The 13,924-nt window shown below is 74.0% G+C and carries 12 protein-coding genes and 1 pseudogene; 4 read left to right on the forward strand and 9 right to left on the reverse strand.

Features of this window, described 5'->3' with window-relative positions; translation table 11 throughout:
- Positions 1 to 198 precede the first annotated feature (198 nt).
- Complete coding sequence (locus AC0VX6_RS23395) at positions 199 to 708, forward strand: GtrA family protein (RefSeq protein ID WP_475466076.1); 510 nt, start codon at positions 199 to 201, stop codon at positions 706 to 708.
- Here AC0VX6_RS23395 and AC0VX6_RS23400 read toward each other — a convergent pair.
- The gene (locus AC0VX6_RS23400) at positions 705 to 1,766 is read right to left on the reverse strand and encodes a CPBP family intramembrane glutamic endopeptidase (RefSeq protein ID WP_274978237.1); all 1,062 of its coding nucleotides are present in this window, start codon (positions 1,764 to 1,766) and stop codon (positions 705 to 707) included. The genes AC0VX6_RS23395 and AC0VX6_RS23400 overlap by 4 nt on opposite strands.
- Positions 1,767 to 2,228: 462 nt before the next feature.
- Here AC0VX6_RS23400 and AC0VX6_RS23405 point away from each other — a divergent pair, with 462 nt between their 5' ends.
- Positions 2,229 to 3,368, forward strand: a complete 1,140-nt coding sequence (locus tag AC0VX6_RS23405; RefSeq protein WP_212642866.1) for an Mrp/NBP35 family ATP-binding protein — start codon at positions 2,229 to 2,231, stop codon at positions 3,366 to 3,368.
- Between the two features lie 265 nt (positions 3,369 to 3,633).
- On the opposite strand, the gene AC0VX6_RS23410 is transcribed toward AC0VX6_RS23405, so the two are convergent.
- The 4 genes from AC0VX6_RS23410 to sigE all read right to left on the reverse strand — a co-directional run bounded on the left by AC0VX6_RS23410 (position 3,634) and on the right by sigE (position 8,052).
- The gene (locus tag AC0VX6_RS23410) at positions 3,634 to 4,932 is read right to left on the reverse strand and encodes a S1C family serine protease (protein ID WP_475469426.1); all 1,299 of its coding nucleotides are present in this window, start codon (positions 4,930 to 4,932) and stop codon (positions 3,634 to 3,636) included.
- 749 nt (positions 4,933 to 5,681) lie between these two features.
- On the reverse strand, positions 5,682 to 6,764 hold the full coding sequence (locus AC0VX6_RS23415; RefSeq protein WP_274974677.1) for a LolA-like protein: 1,083 nt from the start codon (positions 6,762 to 6,764) through the stop codon (positions 5,682 to 5,684).
- Positions 6,761 to 7,435, reverse strand: coding sequence for an anti-sigma factor family protein (locus AC0VX6_RS23420; RefSeq protein ID WP_274974678.1), 675 nt, complete (start codon positions 7,433 to 7,435; stop codon positions 6,761 to 6,763). The genes AC0VX6_RS23415 and AC0VX6_RS23420 overlap by 4 nt, the downstream gene beginning before the upstream one ends.
- Positions 7,436 to 7,437: 2 nt before the next feature.
- Positions 7,438 to 8,052, reverse strand: coding sequence for an RNA polymerase sigma factor SigE (gene sigE, locus AC0VX6_RS23425; protein ID WP_274974679.1), 615 nt, complete (start codon positions 8,050 to 8,052; stop codon positions 7,438 to 7,440).
- 314 nt (positions 8,053 to 8,366) lie between these two features.
- On the opposite strand from sigE, the gene AC0VX6_RS23430 reads away from it, so the two are divergent.
- Complete coding sequence (locus AC0VX6_RS23430; RefSeq protein ID WP_248771968.1) at positions 8,367 to 8,972, forward strand: O-methyltransferase; 606 nt, start codon at positions 8,367 to 8,369, stop codon at positions 8,970 to 8,972.
- Positions 8,969 to 9,991, forward strand: a complete 1,023-nt coding sequence (locus AC0VX6_RS23435; RefSeq protein ID WP_475466079.1) for an N-acetyltransferase family protein — start codon at positions 8,969 to 8,971, stop codon at positions 9,989 to 9,991. Before AC0VX6_RS23430 ends, AC0VX6_RS23435 begins: the two co-directional genes overlap by 4 nt.
- On the opposite strand, the gene AC0VX6_RS23440 is transcribed toward AC0VX6_RS23435, so the two are convergent.
- The 4 genes and pseudogenes from AC0VX6_RS23440 to AC0VX6_RS23455 all read right to left on the reverse strand — a co-directional run.
- A complete protein-coding gene (locus tag AC0VX6_RS23440) occupies positions 9,988 to 11,478 on the reverse strand; it encodes a leucyl aminopeptidase (protein WP_274974682.1) in 1,491 nt (496 codons plus the stop codon). The two genes, AC0VX6_RS23435 and AC0VX6_RS23440, sit on opposite strands and share 4 nt — an antisense overlap.
- Positions 11,479 to 11,577: 99 nt before the next feature.
- Positions 11,578 to 11,745 carry a DUF3117 domain-containing protein gene (locus AC0VX6_RS23445; RefSeq protein WP_013154899.1) on the reverse strand — a complete coding sequence of 56 codons (168 nt, stop codon included), beginning with the start codon at positions 11,743 to 11,745 and terminating at the stop codon, positions 11,578 to 11,580.
- 482 nt (positions 11,746 to 12,227) lie between these two features.
- Complete coding sequence (locus tag AC0VX6_RS23450) at positions 12,228 to 12,821, reverse strand: hypothetical protein (RefSeq protein WP_274974683.1); 594 nt, start codon at positions 12,819 to 12,821, stop codon at positions 12,228 to 12,230.
- Between the two features lie 710 nt (positions 12,822 to 13,531).
- A pseudogene (locus AC0VX6_RS23455) lies at positions 13,532 to 13,895 on the reverse strand (hypothetical protein); the annotation flags it as partial.
- Positions 13,896 to 13,924: the final 29 nt, after the last annotated feature.

Below are 13,924 nucleotides of genomic sequence, written 5' to 3' on the forward strand. Positions count from 1 at the left end.
GACGGCCCCGCGCGGCGGGACCTGGCCGGATCGGCTCGGAACCCGCGGCCGGGGTCCTGGTGCGACCCCCGGCTAGAGTCTAGGGCGTGCGGACGCGGCGGTCCCGGGCCCCTCCGCCACTGGTCGGCGTCCCGGCCGGGACGGGTCCGCGCGGAGGCGGACCCGACCACCCAGACCACAGGACCGGAGGCGCAGAACGTGCGCGACTTCCTCTCCCGCCATCCCGGGATCGCCAAGCTCGTCCGGGAGGTGGGCAAGTTCGGCTCCGTGGGCGCCGTGGCCTACGCGGTGCAGCTGGGGACGACCAACCTGCTGTGGAGCGCGGCCGGGGCGGGCCCGCTCACGGGGCAGGTGATCGGGACGCTGTGCTCGATCGCGGTGGCCTTCGTGGGCAACCGGTTCTGGACCTTCGGCGACCGGGCCCGGACCGGCTACGGCCGCGAGACCGCGCTGTTCCTGCTGATGAACGGCGTCGGGATGCTGCTCCAGCTGGCCTGCCTGGGCTTCTCGGTGTACGTGCTGGGGTTCGACGGCCCGCTCGCGAGCAACATCGCGGGCAACGTGGTCGGGGTGGGCCTGGGCACGCTCTTCCGGTTCTTCTCCTACCGCACGTGGGTCTTCCCCGAACAGGGCGGCGACGCGGTCCACGAGCCCGGGGAGGCCCCACTGGGCGAGCCGGTCGCCCGGCCCGGAGCCGACGGATCCTAGCGGACGGCGGACGCGCTCCTGCGCCGCACCCCGCGGCGGCCCGCCAGCCACACCACCGCCAGCGCGTACAGCCCCACCTGGATCAGGGTCAGCACCAGCACCAGCGGCGTGCCCGCGCCCAGGGGCAGGCCGGAACCGACCATGACCCCGGTGCCGATCTGCTCCATGCGGCCCTCGAACACGCACAGCGTGAACTGCACGAGGCTGTTGACCACGTGCAGGCTGATCGCCGCCTCCAGGCCGCCGGTGCGCCAGGTCAGCCAGGACATCCCCAGCCCCATCACCGCCAGCGCCGCGGTCGTCCACGGGTCGCCCGGGTGCGTGGCCAGGTACAGCGCCGCGAACAGGGTTCCGCTGGCCAGGATGGCCGGGCCCGGGGAGCGCAGAACCCGCGAGACCGCCGACCGGCCGCGCCGCTCGTCGGGACGGGCGCCGAGCGCGCCCACCAGCTGCATGAGCATGCCGCGCAGGGTCAGCTCCTCGGCCGCCGACTGCAACGGCACCAGCAGCACGATGGCGGTCATCGCCGCGGCGAACACCTCGGTTCCGCCGGAGGCCTCCCGGGGCACCAGGTCGGGCTGGAGGAATTCGGCCAGCGGCAGGAAGGCCACGACGCACAGGGCGACCGGGACGACCGCCACCGCCGTGCAGCGGACCAGCCACCCCCGGCGCAGCCGTCCCTCGACGGAGAACAGGGAGCCGATCCGGCGCCACTGCACGACGCGGACCAGGAAGATGACGATGGGGATGAACAGCGCCGACGCCAGGAGCCCGAAGGCCATCTCCGCGATCACGCTCAGGGTGACCGAGTCCGGGGCCAGCCCGCTGCCGTTGATGATCGCCACGATCGTCACCGACAGGATGATGGCCATCCACAGGAAGAAGACCAGCACCGCGAGGACGGCCAGGGTGAGCGGCGTGAACCACCAGCGGAAGCGGGACGTGCGGCCCAGCCTGTGGTAGGACTCGTCCGCGGGGAGTTCGGCGCGGGCGAAGTGGTTCCTGCGCACCGGCCGCGGCGGCGGCCAGGCCCACACGTCCGGGTCGGCGGCGGCCACGGCGTAGCCCCCGGGCGGCGTCAGCCTCCCCCCTCCGGGAGGATCCGCCCAGGTCTGCTCCTGCGTGTAGGACCCGGCAGTCCGCCCCTCCGGCCCCTCGGGCGCGGCGGGCCAGGACGAACCAGGCGGTGGCGGCACATTTCCCATCGTGGGCCGAGACTACTATCCGGGCATGTATTGCCAGCGTTAAGGCCACGCCGTTATCGCCTGGTCACGGCACGCACAGAGTGGTGCGCACGGTGCCGGACGAGCCCCTCCCCGCACCCTTCTCCTGCGCGACATCCCTCACACCTTTCTCCCCTGCCCCTTGCGCGACGCCCTCGGCGCGCCGTCCCGGCGGCGGCGTGCGTCACGGGCCCGCGGGGCGCGGAATGCGCGGCGCGGCGCCCTCGTTGAACCAGGTGGCCCGCGGGAGCGATCCGGCAGGCCGCCGTCCCGTCCCGCTGACCTACGATTGAGCACATGTCCTCCACACCATCCACCGAGCAGGTGCACAAAGCCCTGGCCACGGTGCAAGACCCGGAGATCCACCGCCCCATCACCGATCTCGGCATGGTCAAGAGCGTCGACGTCGCCGACGACGGTGCCGTGAGCGTCGGCGTCTACCTCACGGTGGCCGGATGCCCGATGAAGGGCCGTATCGAGAAGGACGTGACCGCCGCGGTGACCAAGGTCGCCGGGGTCACCTCCGTGCGCGTCGAGCTCGACGTGATGAGCGACGAGCAGCGCAAGGAACTCCAGACCAAGCTGCGCGGCGGCCAGGCGGAGAAGGAGATCCCCTTCGCCAAGCCGAACTCGCTCACCCGCGTCTTCGCCGTCGCCTCCGGCAAGGGCGGTGTCGGCAAGTCCTCCGTCACCGTGAACCTGGCCGCGGCCATGGCCGCCCAGGGCCACAAGGTCGGCGTCGTGGACGCCGACATCTACGGCCACTCCGTGCCCCGCATGCTCGGCGCGTCGGACTTCCCGACCAAGGTCGAGGACATGATCCTGCCGCCCACCGCGCATGACATCAAGGTCATCTCGGTCGGCATGTTCACGCAGGGCAACCAGCCGGTGGTGTGGCGGGGCCCGATGCTGCACCGCGCCCTCCAGCAGTTCCTGTCGGACGTGTTCTGGGGCGACCTGGACGTGCTGCTGATGGACCTGCCCCCGGGCACCGGCGACATCGCCATCTCCACCGCGCAGCTGCTGCCCAACGCCGAACTGCTCGTGGTGACCACCCCGCAGCAGGCCGCCGCCGAGGTGGCCGAGCGCGCGGGCGCCATCACCGCCCAGACCCACCAGCGGATCGCCGGCGTGATCGAGAACATGTCGTACTACCTGCCGCCGGACGGCGGGGAGCCGGTCCACCTGTTCGGCGAGGGCGGCGGCCGCACGGTCGCCGACGCCCTCACCCGGACGCTGGGCACCGACATCCCGCTGCTGGGCCAGGTGCCGCTGGACACCCGCCTGCGCGAGGGCGGCGACGAGGGCAAGCCCCTGGTGCTGACCGAGCCCGAGGCCGAGGCCAGCAAGGTGATCGCCTCGATCGCCGACACCCTGGTCGGCAAGCCCCGCGGACTGGCCGGTATGCAGCTGGGCATCTCCCCGGCGGGCCGCTAGGCAGTGTTTTCAGGCACCTGCGCTCCGCTCCGGCCCACCCGTCGCCCGCCACCGCCCGTCGGGGACGCTGCGCGTCGGGACGGGCCACCGCCCTCAACGGACGCCTGCGGCGCGGTCCTTCCCGTGTCCGGCACGCCCGGACGGCGCCCCGTGCGGGGCCCGCGGCCCTGAACGGCGACGAGGCCCCCGAGCTCCGTGCTCGGGGGCCTCGCGTGTGTCCGGAGCCGGTCCGTCCGGTCGGGTGGTCCCGATCGGTCCGGGTCGGTCAGTCCGACGAGCCCAGCGTGACCGTGGCGGTCTCGCGCTGGCCGTCGCGGTCGTACTCGACCTCGACCTCGTCGCCCGGGCTGCGGCTGCGCAGCATGGCGAGCAGTTCCTGGCCCGAGTTCACCGGACGCCCGTCCAGGGACAGGATGACGTCGCCCGGCTCCAGCCCCGCCGCGTCGGCCGGGCCGCCGCTCTCCACCGCGCCCCCTCCGTCGGCGATGACCGCGCCCGCGACCGGGCTGTCCAGGTCGATCTCGGCCCCGATGTCGGCGTAGCTGGTCTCGCCGTACTCGATGAGGCGGTTCACGACGCGTTCCGCCTCCGCCGACGGGATCGCGAAGCCCAGACCGATGTTGCCCGTGGGCTCCCCCATGGAGCTCATGGTGACGATCATCGAGTTGACCCCGATGACCCGGCCCTCCAGGTCCACCAGCGGGCCGCCGGAGTTGCCGGGGTTGATGGCGGCGTCGGTCTGGAGCGCGTAGAAGCGGCTGGCGTTCTCGCCCTCGCCGGAGCTGACCGGGCGGTTGACGGCGCTGATGATGCCCTGCGTGACGGTTCCGGACAGGCCCAGGGGCGCGCCGATGGCGATCACCTCGTCGCCGACGATGACCTGCTCGGAGTCGCCGAACTGGAGCGGCTCGACGTCGATCGGGTCGTCCAGCGACAGCACCGCGAGGTCGGAGCTGGGGTCGGAGCCGACCACGGAGGCGTCGGAGAGGCTGCCGTCGCTGTACTCCACGACGATGCCGTCCGCCTCCAGCCCGGCGGAGACGTGGTCGTTGGTCACCACGTAGTTTCCCTCGATCACGAACCCGGAGCCGCTGCTCGGGACGGTGGGATCGGCACTGTGGATGAACACCACGCTCGGGCTGACCCGCTGGGACACACCGGCGATGGTGTCGGGGTCGCGCTGGGGGGCCTCGGGCGGCGGCTCGTTCATGACCGGGCCCTCCTCCTGCGCGGTCTCGCCGCCGGAGGAGCCGTTGAGGAGGTTGCCCGCGACACCGCCCGCGCCTCCGGCGATGAGCGCGACGACGAGCATGCCCGACAGGACCATCCACACCGGGACGCCGCGCCTGGGCCGCTTGGGCGCGGGGGGCTGCGGGGCGGCGTGGTGGCCGCTCGCGTGGGGTCCGGCGAGGCCGGGGGGCGGAACGCCCGGGCCGGGGGCGCCGGGCTGTCCCGAGGGGGCGGCGTGCCCCGCCTGGAAGGCCGCGGCGTAGCCGCCGTGGGCGGCCGACTGGCCGGTGGGGCCGGTGTGCTGCACGAGAGCCGGGGGAACGCCGGGGTTCATGGGGTTGCCGGTGCCGGAGGGGGCTCCAGGGTTCATGGGACTGGCAGGACCGGAAGGGCCGCCGGGACCCGAGGGGGCACCGGGGCCAGAGAGGGCACCGGGACCGGGGTAGGCGGGACCGGAGGGATGGGCGGAGCTGGTGTGAGCGGCGGGGCCCGAGGGGGCACCGGAACCGGGGTGGGCGGCGGAGCCGCCGTAGACGGTGGGGCCCGAGTGGTCACCGGAGCCAGCGGGGTTGCCGGGGTTGGTGTAGTCGGCGGGACCGGAGGGGCTGCCGGGGTTGGTGTGTTCGACGGGGCCGGAGGGGCTACCGAGACCGGGGAAGCCTCCGGTCACACGGTCCGTACGGGGGGTGCCGGGCTGCTCGCCCGGTGCGGGGTCAAGGTTCATGGGGTCTCCACTGCCGGGAGGCGGGGTGGGGGCGGCCTGCGCGCCGGGGACTCCCTGTCCGGGCCGCGGGGCCGACCCGGAGTGAAGCGGGGACGCGGGGTCGCCCCCCTCTTCCTCGGAGGTGTTCCGGGAGGGCGTCGACGGCGTTCCGGCGGCCCGGGCGGGCCAACGGGGGCGCTCCGCGAACGCCCGGTCCGGCGCGTTCGCCGGATCGGGAGCGGCGCGCTCGGGGGGTGTTCCACCGCCCGGCGGGGTCGCCCGGCCGGGCTCTCCCCCGTGTTCCGGGCGGCCGTTTTCCTCGCTCAAGACCTGCTCCGTAAGTCGCTCGGCTGTGGGACGGCACGGGACCGGCCGGGGCCCTAGAGGAACCCCAGCCGGGACAGACCGCGGTGCACCCGGGCCCAGAAACCCGAACCCGGCCCGGGCAGCGCGGTCACGGCGGACGAGGCCAGCGCCGCGGGGGCGTCGGCGAGCACCGTGTAGACGAAGCCGTTCGCCTGCCACATGCTCTGGTACTGGCCCGCGTCACCGCCGAAGATCGTGCCGTGTTGTGGTGTGACGCCGCTTCCCCCCGTCCCGGTTCCGGCGTATCCGTTCGGTTCTGTGGGGGAATGCTTGCTGTCCAGCTTCCCACGTTGGGTGAAAACCGACACCTGGGACAGACCGTCCGAGTAGACGGCGTGCACGACGCGGTGGCCGCCGTGCTCGGTGGACCGGGCGTCGACCAGCCGCAGGTTCCAGGCCAGGTACTCCGGGAGGGGCCACTCCTCGGCGCGCAGGTCCTCGCGTTCGGTCCGGGTGAGGGCGTCGCTCCAGGGGGAGTCGCCGAGCGCCTCCTCCGGCCAGTCCTCCTCCCCCAGTTCGAGCCCGGTGAGGCGGAAGCCGATCGCGTGCTCGCCGCCGGCGCCGTAGACGGTCCGGCCCAGGAGCAGGCCGGTGGCGGTGTCCACCCAGAAGCGCCCGGCGACGGTGCCGTCGGCGTGCCTGGCCTCCACCAGGCGGGCCTCCCGGCCGTCCAGGCGGGTGGGGCCCGCGTCCGAGACGGCGTAGGTGTCGCCGAGCATGCTGAGCAGGCGGTCGTCCAGCGACTCCAGGGCCGAGGAGGCGTCCACCACGAGGGCGGACCCCTCGTCTCCGACGGGGGCCAGGGCGATGCCGTCGCCGGGCCTGCTCACCACGCGCACGCGCAGCGCGCCGCCCTCGGCGGACTGTCCGTCCTCCGCGTCCTCCGGTCCGGTGATCTCGCGCACGGCCGAGTAGGCGACCTCGTCCTCCGCGGCGGCGGCGCGGTGCAGCACCGACATCCCGTCGTCGTCCCCCTCGGCCGGGACGGCGGTGGGGTGGGGGTGCGCGGCGGCCGTGAGCAGCAGCGCGCACAGCAGTACCACGACGAGGATCGTGACCGGGGCGGAGTGCGCGGAGGAGGGTTCCTCCGCGCTCACCGGGTGGTTTCGGTGGGGCCGTCGGGGGCTTCGGCGGCGGTGGGCCGAGCGTCGAGCACCGGGATGTTGCGGCTGGTCAGCGCGTGCTCAACCGCGTAGTCGGCCAGACGGGGCTCGACCACGGGCGTCTCCTCGGCCTCACCCCCGGCCACGAACGCGCTGCCGAGCAGGGCCGTGGCCACGGCGAAGCCCGCGACGGCGTAGCGGCCGCCGGGGAAGACCGGGAACAGGTGCGCGAGGCGGTCGCCGCGGCGGCGGCGCTCGGGCGACGCGGCGCGCTCCGGCCGTGAGGGGGCCGGGCCGCCCGCGGCGGGCGGCGTGCCCCCCGCGGCCGGGGGCGCGGCGGCCAGGGCTCCGCCGGGGAAGCCCCCCAGGGGGCGCGAGGAGCCCAGGGGCGGGCTGCTGCCGAAGCCGGTTCCGCCGATGGAGGGGCCGGAGGGGCCCCGGTCCGAGGGCCCGTGGTCGCGGGACAGGCTGGTGAGCCGTCCCATGAAGTCCATGTCGGGCTCGGGCTCGCACAGGCCGTTGAGGCGGCGCTTGAGGCGGCGCATCATGTCGGCCTCGAAGCGGCACGACTCGCACTTGGCCAGGTGGATGAGGGCGCTCTCGTGGTCGACCGGGCCGAGCTCGCCGTCGATGAGCGCGGAGAGCCGCTCTCCGAGGTGGTCCATACTCACTCCGCCTCCCCGTTGATGACGTTTCCGCCGCTGCGCGCCTCGTTGTCGGCGACCAGGGACCGCCGGTGCTCCAGGGCCCGGCGCAGCTGGGCGCGGCCCCGGTGGATCCGGCTGCGGACGGTGCCGAGCTTGACATCGAGCGTCGCCGCGATCTCCTCGTAGGAGAGCCCCTCGATGTCGCACAGGACGACCGGGGCGCGGAACTCGGCGGGCAGCGCGTCCAGGGCGGACTGGATGTCGGCGTCGAAGTGCCGGTCGTCGTAACGCTGCGCGGGGGAGGGCTCGCGGCCCTCCAGGCGCTCGTCGGCGTTCTCGGCCAGGCCCTCGAAGCGGATGCGGGCCCGGCGGCGGGCCATGTCGAGGAAGAGGTTGGTGGTGATGCGGTGCAGCCACCCCTCGAAGGTGCCGGGGGTGTAGTTGGCCAGCGAGCGGAAGACCCGGATGAAGACCTCCTGCGTGAGGTCCTCGGCGTCGTGCTTGTTGCCGGTCAGCCGGTAGGCGAGCCGGTACACGCGCGGAGAGTGGGTCCGCACGACCTCGTCCCAGCTCGGGGGTTCCCATGCCTCGAATTCCACGGCAGGGCCGGACTCTGGCACCGCTGCTCCCTTCATCCCGTCGATTCGCCGCCAGGTTGGTCGGGGGGAGTTTGCTTCGTGGCGATCAACGTACGTTCATCCCGTTTCAACGCCCGGGGACGTGGATTAAGTTCCCGCCGCAACGCTCGGAGTTCGGTCCGGTTCAGGCTAGTCTTTTGCCAGGGACATGACCTGGCCGCGACCGACATTCTACGGTGGGTGACCACCCCCTGGTCAGAGCCCCACCAGACACGTGAACGCTGTGGGAGGCCGTTATCGCCAGCCCGGAGGAGACCGCGGCCCGGATCACCTGGGTCCGCGCCGAGCAGTCCCGGTTCGAGCAGGACGCCATGGAGGACGAGCCCCTGGCGGACGCCTACGAGGCGGGGAGCCGGTCGTCGGCCCCGCCGGTGGACGCGGCGACGGGCACGGCCCTGCGCTTCCTGGCCGCCTCCATCGGCGCCCGCTCCGTGGTGGAGATCGGCACCGGGTGCGGGGTGTCGGGGATCTGGCTGCTGCGGGGGATGACCCCGGACGGGATCCTGACCACGGTGGACACCAACGCCGCCTACCAGGACTACGCGCGCTCGGCGTACTCCCGCGCCGGTTTCGGCCCCGGGCGGGCCCGGCTGATCCGCGGGACGGCCCTGGAGGTGCTGCCGAGGCTGACCGACGGCGGGTACGACCTGGTGTTCGTGGACGCCGACACGGTGTCCTACCCCCTGTACATGGACGAGGCGCTGCGCCTGCTGCGCCCGGGCGGGATGGCGGTGTTCAACGGCGCCATGGTGGCCTCCAGCGAGCCGGACGGGCCGCTGCGCGTGCCCGACCCCCGCGAGACGGCCGTGCGCGAGGTGATCCGCCGCGTGCGGGAGGGCGAGGAGTTCATCCCCATGCTGATGCCGGTGGGCGAGGGCCTGCTGGCCGCCATCCACCAGGGGACCCGCCAGCGGTGATCAGCCGCATCGACAGCGCGGACCCCGTCGCCTTCGACGCCTGGTACGCGGCCGTGCGGGCGGCCTCGCTCGCCGACCGCGACCCCGGCGTGGTCCCGCTCCCCCACCCGGACTCCCTGCGCGCGGTGCTGCGCGGGCGCGGCGGCGAACGGCGGGCCCTGGCCTACGCGGCCCACGGGGAGGACGGCGGGGTGGCGGGCGCGCTCCTGCTGGAGCTCGGGGACCGGGACAACCTGCACCTGGCCGAGGTCGACGTCAACGTGCCCGTCCGGACGCGGCGCCGCGGCCACGGGACCCGCCTGTGGGAGCACGCGGAGCGCGTGATGGCCGAGGAGGGGCGCACGACCGCGCTGGCCGAGGTCCAGCTGCCCTCGGGCCGCTCCTTCGGGAACTGGCCCGGCGCCCGCTTCGCGCTCGCGCTCGGATTCGGCGTGGTCCACGAGGAGGACTACTACGTCCTGGGGCTTCCGCTGGCCGCGCGGACGCGCGAGGACGTCGGTGCCGACGTGCTCGCCCTCGGGTCCCGCTACGAGCTGCTGACCTGGACGGACGCGTGCCCGGAGGAGCTGCTGGAGGACTACGCGCGGCTGCGCACGCGGATGGAGGCCGACGTCCCGCTCGGGGAGACGGCCTTCGAACGTGGGCTCTGGGACCCCGCGCGCGTGCGTGCCCAGGAGGAGCGCCGCCGCGCCCAGCGGTACCGCACACTGGTCTGCGCGGCCCGGGCCGCCACAGGCGGCCTGGCCGGGTACAGCGAGATCGCCCTGCCCGAGGGGGAGGGCGCCGCCTACCAGGAGGACACCCTGGTGGCGCCCGAGCACCGGGGCAACCGCCTGGGCTCGGCGATGAAGCTGCGCAACCTGGAGGTGCTGGCCGCGGAGTTCCCCGAGCGGGTCCAGGTCCGCACCTGGAACGCGCCGGGGAACGCCCCCATGCGCCGGGTCAACCTGCGCCTGGGCTTTCGCCCGGTGGAGCGCATGCACGAGTTCCAGCGCGTCCTGCCGGGCGCGGGCGGCTAGCGCCCGGCGAGCCAGCGCAGCAGCGTGCGCGTGGCGAAGGCGGTGCCGCCCTTGCTGAGCAGGCCGCTCTCCTTGGTCGACCGGCCGGGACCGGCGATGTCCAGGTGGGCCCAGGGCACGCCGCCGGTGAACTCGCGCAGGAACAGGGCTGCGTCGGTGGCCCCGGCCGGGCCGAACTCGCGGCGGGTGCCGATGTTGGCCAGGTCCGCCACGCGGGACTTGGTGGTCTCGACGTACTCCTCGGTCAGCGGCATCCGCCACAGCGGCTCGCCGGAGGCCCGGCCCGCGGTCTCGATCTCGGCGGCCAGCGCGTCGTCGGTGCTGTAGAGGGCGCCCGTGCCCGTGCCGAGCGCGACCTTGGCCGCGCCGGTGAGCGTGGCCACGTCCACGAGCACGTCGGGGGCCAGCTCGGCGACCGCGTAGCCCATGGCGTCGGCCAGGACCAGGCGGCCCTCGGCGTCGGAGTTGAGCACCTCGACGGTCGTGCCGCCGTAGGTGGTGAGCACGTCGCCGATGCGGGTGGCGTCGCCGCCGAAGGCGTTCTCGGCCAGGGCCAGCAGACCGGTCACCCGCACCGAGGCGCCCACGGCCGACAGCGCGGACAGCACGGCGAGCACGACCGCCGAGCCGCTCATGTCGGTCTTCATCAGCGACATGTTGTCGTTGGGCTTGAGCGAGAGGCCGCCGGTGTCGAAGGTGATGCCCTTGCCGACCAGCACCACGTGCGCGGTGGGGTTCTCGGGGGTGTAGGAGAGCTGGACCAGCCGGGAGGGGCGCGAGGACCCCCGGCCGACGGCGAGGATCGCGCCGAAGCCGTCGCGCTCCAGCTCCGCCTCGTCCCAGACCCGCACTTGCAGGCCCGCGTCCGCGGCGACCTCTGCGGCGCGCGCGGCCATCCACGCGGGGTCCTTGGTCAGGGACGGGGTGTTGATGAGGTCGCGGGCCAGGGCGGTGGCCGCGGCCAGCCGGGTGCCGCGCTCCAGCGCGTCGGCGAGGTCACCGGCGCCCGGGTCCACCACCTCGACCACCGGGGCGGGGCGCTTGTCCGCCGGGGGTTCGGCGGTCTTGAGGCTGAAGGTGTAGGAGGCCAGGAGGGCGCCCTCGGCGAAGGCGGTGGCGGCGTCGGCGCCGACCCCCGGCCAGGCCAGGGCGACCCGCCCTCTTCCCCGGGCGGCCCGGGACAGGGCTGCGCCAGCCTTCCGGAGGTCGTCGGGGGAACCCGAACCGACCCCCAGAAGGGCCAGCCGTACCAGCCCCTGGTCCCGGGGCACCGGGAACTGGGCCAGCTCACCGGGTTTCCCGGTGAGCGAGTAGTGCGCGAACAGGTCGGTGAGCGGAGCCGGAAGCACCTGTGTCAGGCCGCCCTCGGCGACCCCTTCGACCTCCGCGGGTCCGCCGTCTCCCGAGAGGACGGGAAGGACCAGCAGGTCCGCGGTGGATTCGGCGAGGCTCCCCGAACGGGGCTGGATCTCCGTGGCGAATGGCACAGGCCGCTCACAATCGTTCGCTGTCATGGGGGTCTACGACCTCGGGGGGCCGTCGGGCGTTCCGGCCCGGACGGGGGAGGGAAGAACGTGGTGCCGGACCTAGCCGACGACACCCTTGAGCGCGTCCCGGAGTTCGGTCGCCTCGGCCGGCGTCAGCTCGACGACCAGGCGTCCGCCCCCCTCCAGCGGGACCCGCATGATGATGCCGCGACCCTCCTTGGTGACCTCCATCGGCCCGTCGCTGGTCCTCGGCTTCATCGCCGCCATGCCATTCCCCTTTCTAGGTGTTCCTCGCGGGTGACCGGGGCCGACCCACAGCACCGGCGCCGATCCGCTTGGCCCGTCTCGGCTCCGGAGCCGTAGGCCGGTTCCGCGTGACTCGCGCCCGTGTGGCTTAAGGGACGTGAATCACTCTTCGACCATTATCTCGGAGGTTGGCCCCCGTGTGTGCGCCAGTCGGCGGCCGGGCCGCCTCCGGCGGTTTTCACCAACGAGGAAACGTCGGTGAGTAAGGTTATATCGGTACTGGCCGAAACCCGGTGAGCGCACGGAGGTCCGCGCAAGCCCCACCCGGAGGCGGCGGACCGGACCCGACAGTCCGGCTGCACCTGAACGACATCCCCGAACTGGGCTTTCGTCCCCATGGGAAATTCTTCGCCCCGGGGACCGCGGTCGGACGGCTCCGGGACGGTACCGCCTCCCGGCGGCCGGACCAGCGCCCGGGGCGGGCGGCGATCCGGACGACCGGATCAGCTCAGGGGACCCGTCGACGTCATCCGGGTGCCCTCGTCGGTGACCGAGGACCACTCCGCCCTCAGTCCGCCGCCCGCGACGGGCGACACAGTCAGCTCGGCCTCGTCGACACAGCGGTCCTCGGGGTCGGCGGTCTCGGTGTAGGCGTAGACGCGCCGGTCGTTGTCGCCCGCGGACAGCACGAGCGTCCCCGAGCAGGCGAAGGTCGTCCAGGCGGTGCTGCCGCGCTCGGCGCCCTCCTCGATCCGCACCTCGGCGTGCCAGTCGGCGACGTGCTGGCCCTCGGTGTTCACCTGGACCATCTCGCCCGCCCAGGATCCGACGAAGTCCTCCGCCGGGGCGACGGCCTCCTGCGCGGCCTCTTCGCCGTCGGCCAGCAGGGCCCACGCGGTGGCCCCTCCGCCGATCAGGAGGACGGCCAGCGCGACCGCGCCCAGAACGGTGAACTGGCGGCGGCGCCTGCCGCTGTGCCGGGTCGACCTGGGCGGCGGCCACAGGGACAGCTGCACGGGGGAGGCGGCTGTCACGGAGGAAGCGGGCTCTTCGCGCCGGTCGTCGGCTCCCGACTCCAGTTCGGCTGCTGTGTCCATCCTCGCCATCCTCAACGGTGATGCACCCGCTCCGGCGGAGCGGGGGGAACGCGGATACAGCGACCGAGGATAGAGCACCCGAACCCGCAGGTTTCGCCCTACAACCACACGGGGGCTGTGATGCACGGCATAGAAAAAGGCGAAGGCCAGGTCAGAGCGGCACAGCCAAACGTGACCCGCGCCACAGGTTTGGGTGCGGGGTCAGCGCTCGTCGCCGCGCGACGGGGAGGCGTCGGAGGCGTCGGAGGCGTCGGAGGCTCCGGATCCCCCCGCCACGCCGGGGTGCTCCCCGGTCCCGGCGGAGCCCTCCGCGCCCCCGGAGCCCGGCGCGGACTCGGAACTCCCGGCTGACTCGGAACCCCCCGCAGATCCGGGGTACCGGTCGAACCCGGAACCCCCGGCGGGCTCGGGGCTCCGTGAGGCCCCGGGGTCCCTGGGGCCCTCCGAGCGCGCGGCGCTCTCCACGTCCTCCCCGGCCTCCCGCTCGTCCGCGGCCTCCGGGGTGTCCTCGCCCCCGATGACCTCGGTGGGCGCGGTGGCCCCCGTGGCACCCATGGGCGCGGTGGTCCCCGCGTCCCCGGCGGGCGCGAAGCCCCGGCCGGCGGGGCCCGCCGGTCCGGTCGCGTACCCGGGCCGGAAGGCACCGCTCCCGAAGCCCGCGACCGCAGTGCTCCCGGCCCCGGCGGGGCCGGGAGCGCCCTGCCCGGGGGCGTAGGCATCGCCGGGAAGGTGCGCCCCGGGGACCGGGCCGGTGCCCTCCGGAACGTAGGAGGGGTCCAGGCGCGACAGGCGCCACTCCAGGTCCTCGATGTGCTCCTCGCGCTCGCGCAGCGTGGCGGTGAGGCGCAGCAGCAGCTCGTCCACGGCGCGCACGTGGTAGCCCCACATGGCCAGGGGCAGCATCAGGCGGCCCAGGTCGAACGCCTTGACGGGCCGGTCTTCGGGCAGGGCGAGCGGGGGGTGGTCGGCCTCGAAGCGGGCGAGCTGGCCGCCCTTGCCCAGCACGATGTAGACGACGCCCACGAGGACGGCGAGCGCGGCGGCGGCGACGAGGACCATGATGAGAACAGGCACGGACACGATCGTGCCACACGCCGCCCGGG

The organism is Nocardiopsis sp. iso_25 (assembly GCF_056173305.1).

Excerpts from the sequence above, each read along its gene's own strand:
- sigE (WP_274974679.1), bottom strand. The coding sequence starts at position 8,052 with ATGAAGGGAGCAGCGGTGCCAGAGTCCGGCCCTGCCGTGGAATTCGAG.
- AC0VX6_RS23450 (WP_274974683.1), bottom strand. The coding sequence starts at position 12,821 with ATGGACACAGCAGCCGAACTGGAGTCGGGAGCCGACGACCGGCGCGAA.
- AC0VX6_RS23410 (WP_475469426.1), bottom strand. The coding sequence starts at position 4,932 with ATGAACCCCGGCGTTCCCCCGGCTCTCGTGCAGCACACCGGCCCCACC.
- AC0VX6_RS23445 (WP_013154899.1), bottom strand. The coding sequence starts at position 11,745 with ATGGCGGCGATGAAGCCGAGGACCAGCGACGGGCCGATGGAGGTCACC.
- AC0VX6_RS23430 (WP_248771968.1), top strand. The coding sequence starts at position 8,367 with ATGGAGGACGAGCCCCTGGCGGACGCCTACGAGGCGGGGAGCCGGTCG.
- AC0VX6_RS23405 (WP_212642866.1), top strand. The coding sequence starts at position 2,229 with ATGTCCTCCACACCATCCACCGAGCAGGTGCACAAAGCCCTGGCCACG.
- AC0VX6_RS23420 (WP_274974678.1), bottom strand. The coding sequence starts at position 7,435 with ATGGACCACCTCGGAGAGCGGCTCTCCGCGCTCATCGACGGCGAGCTC.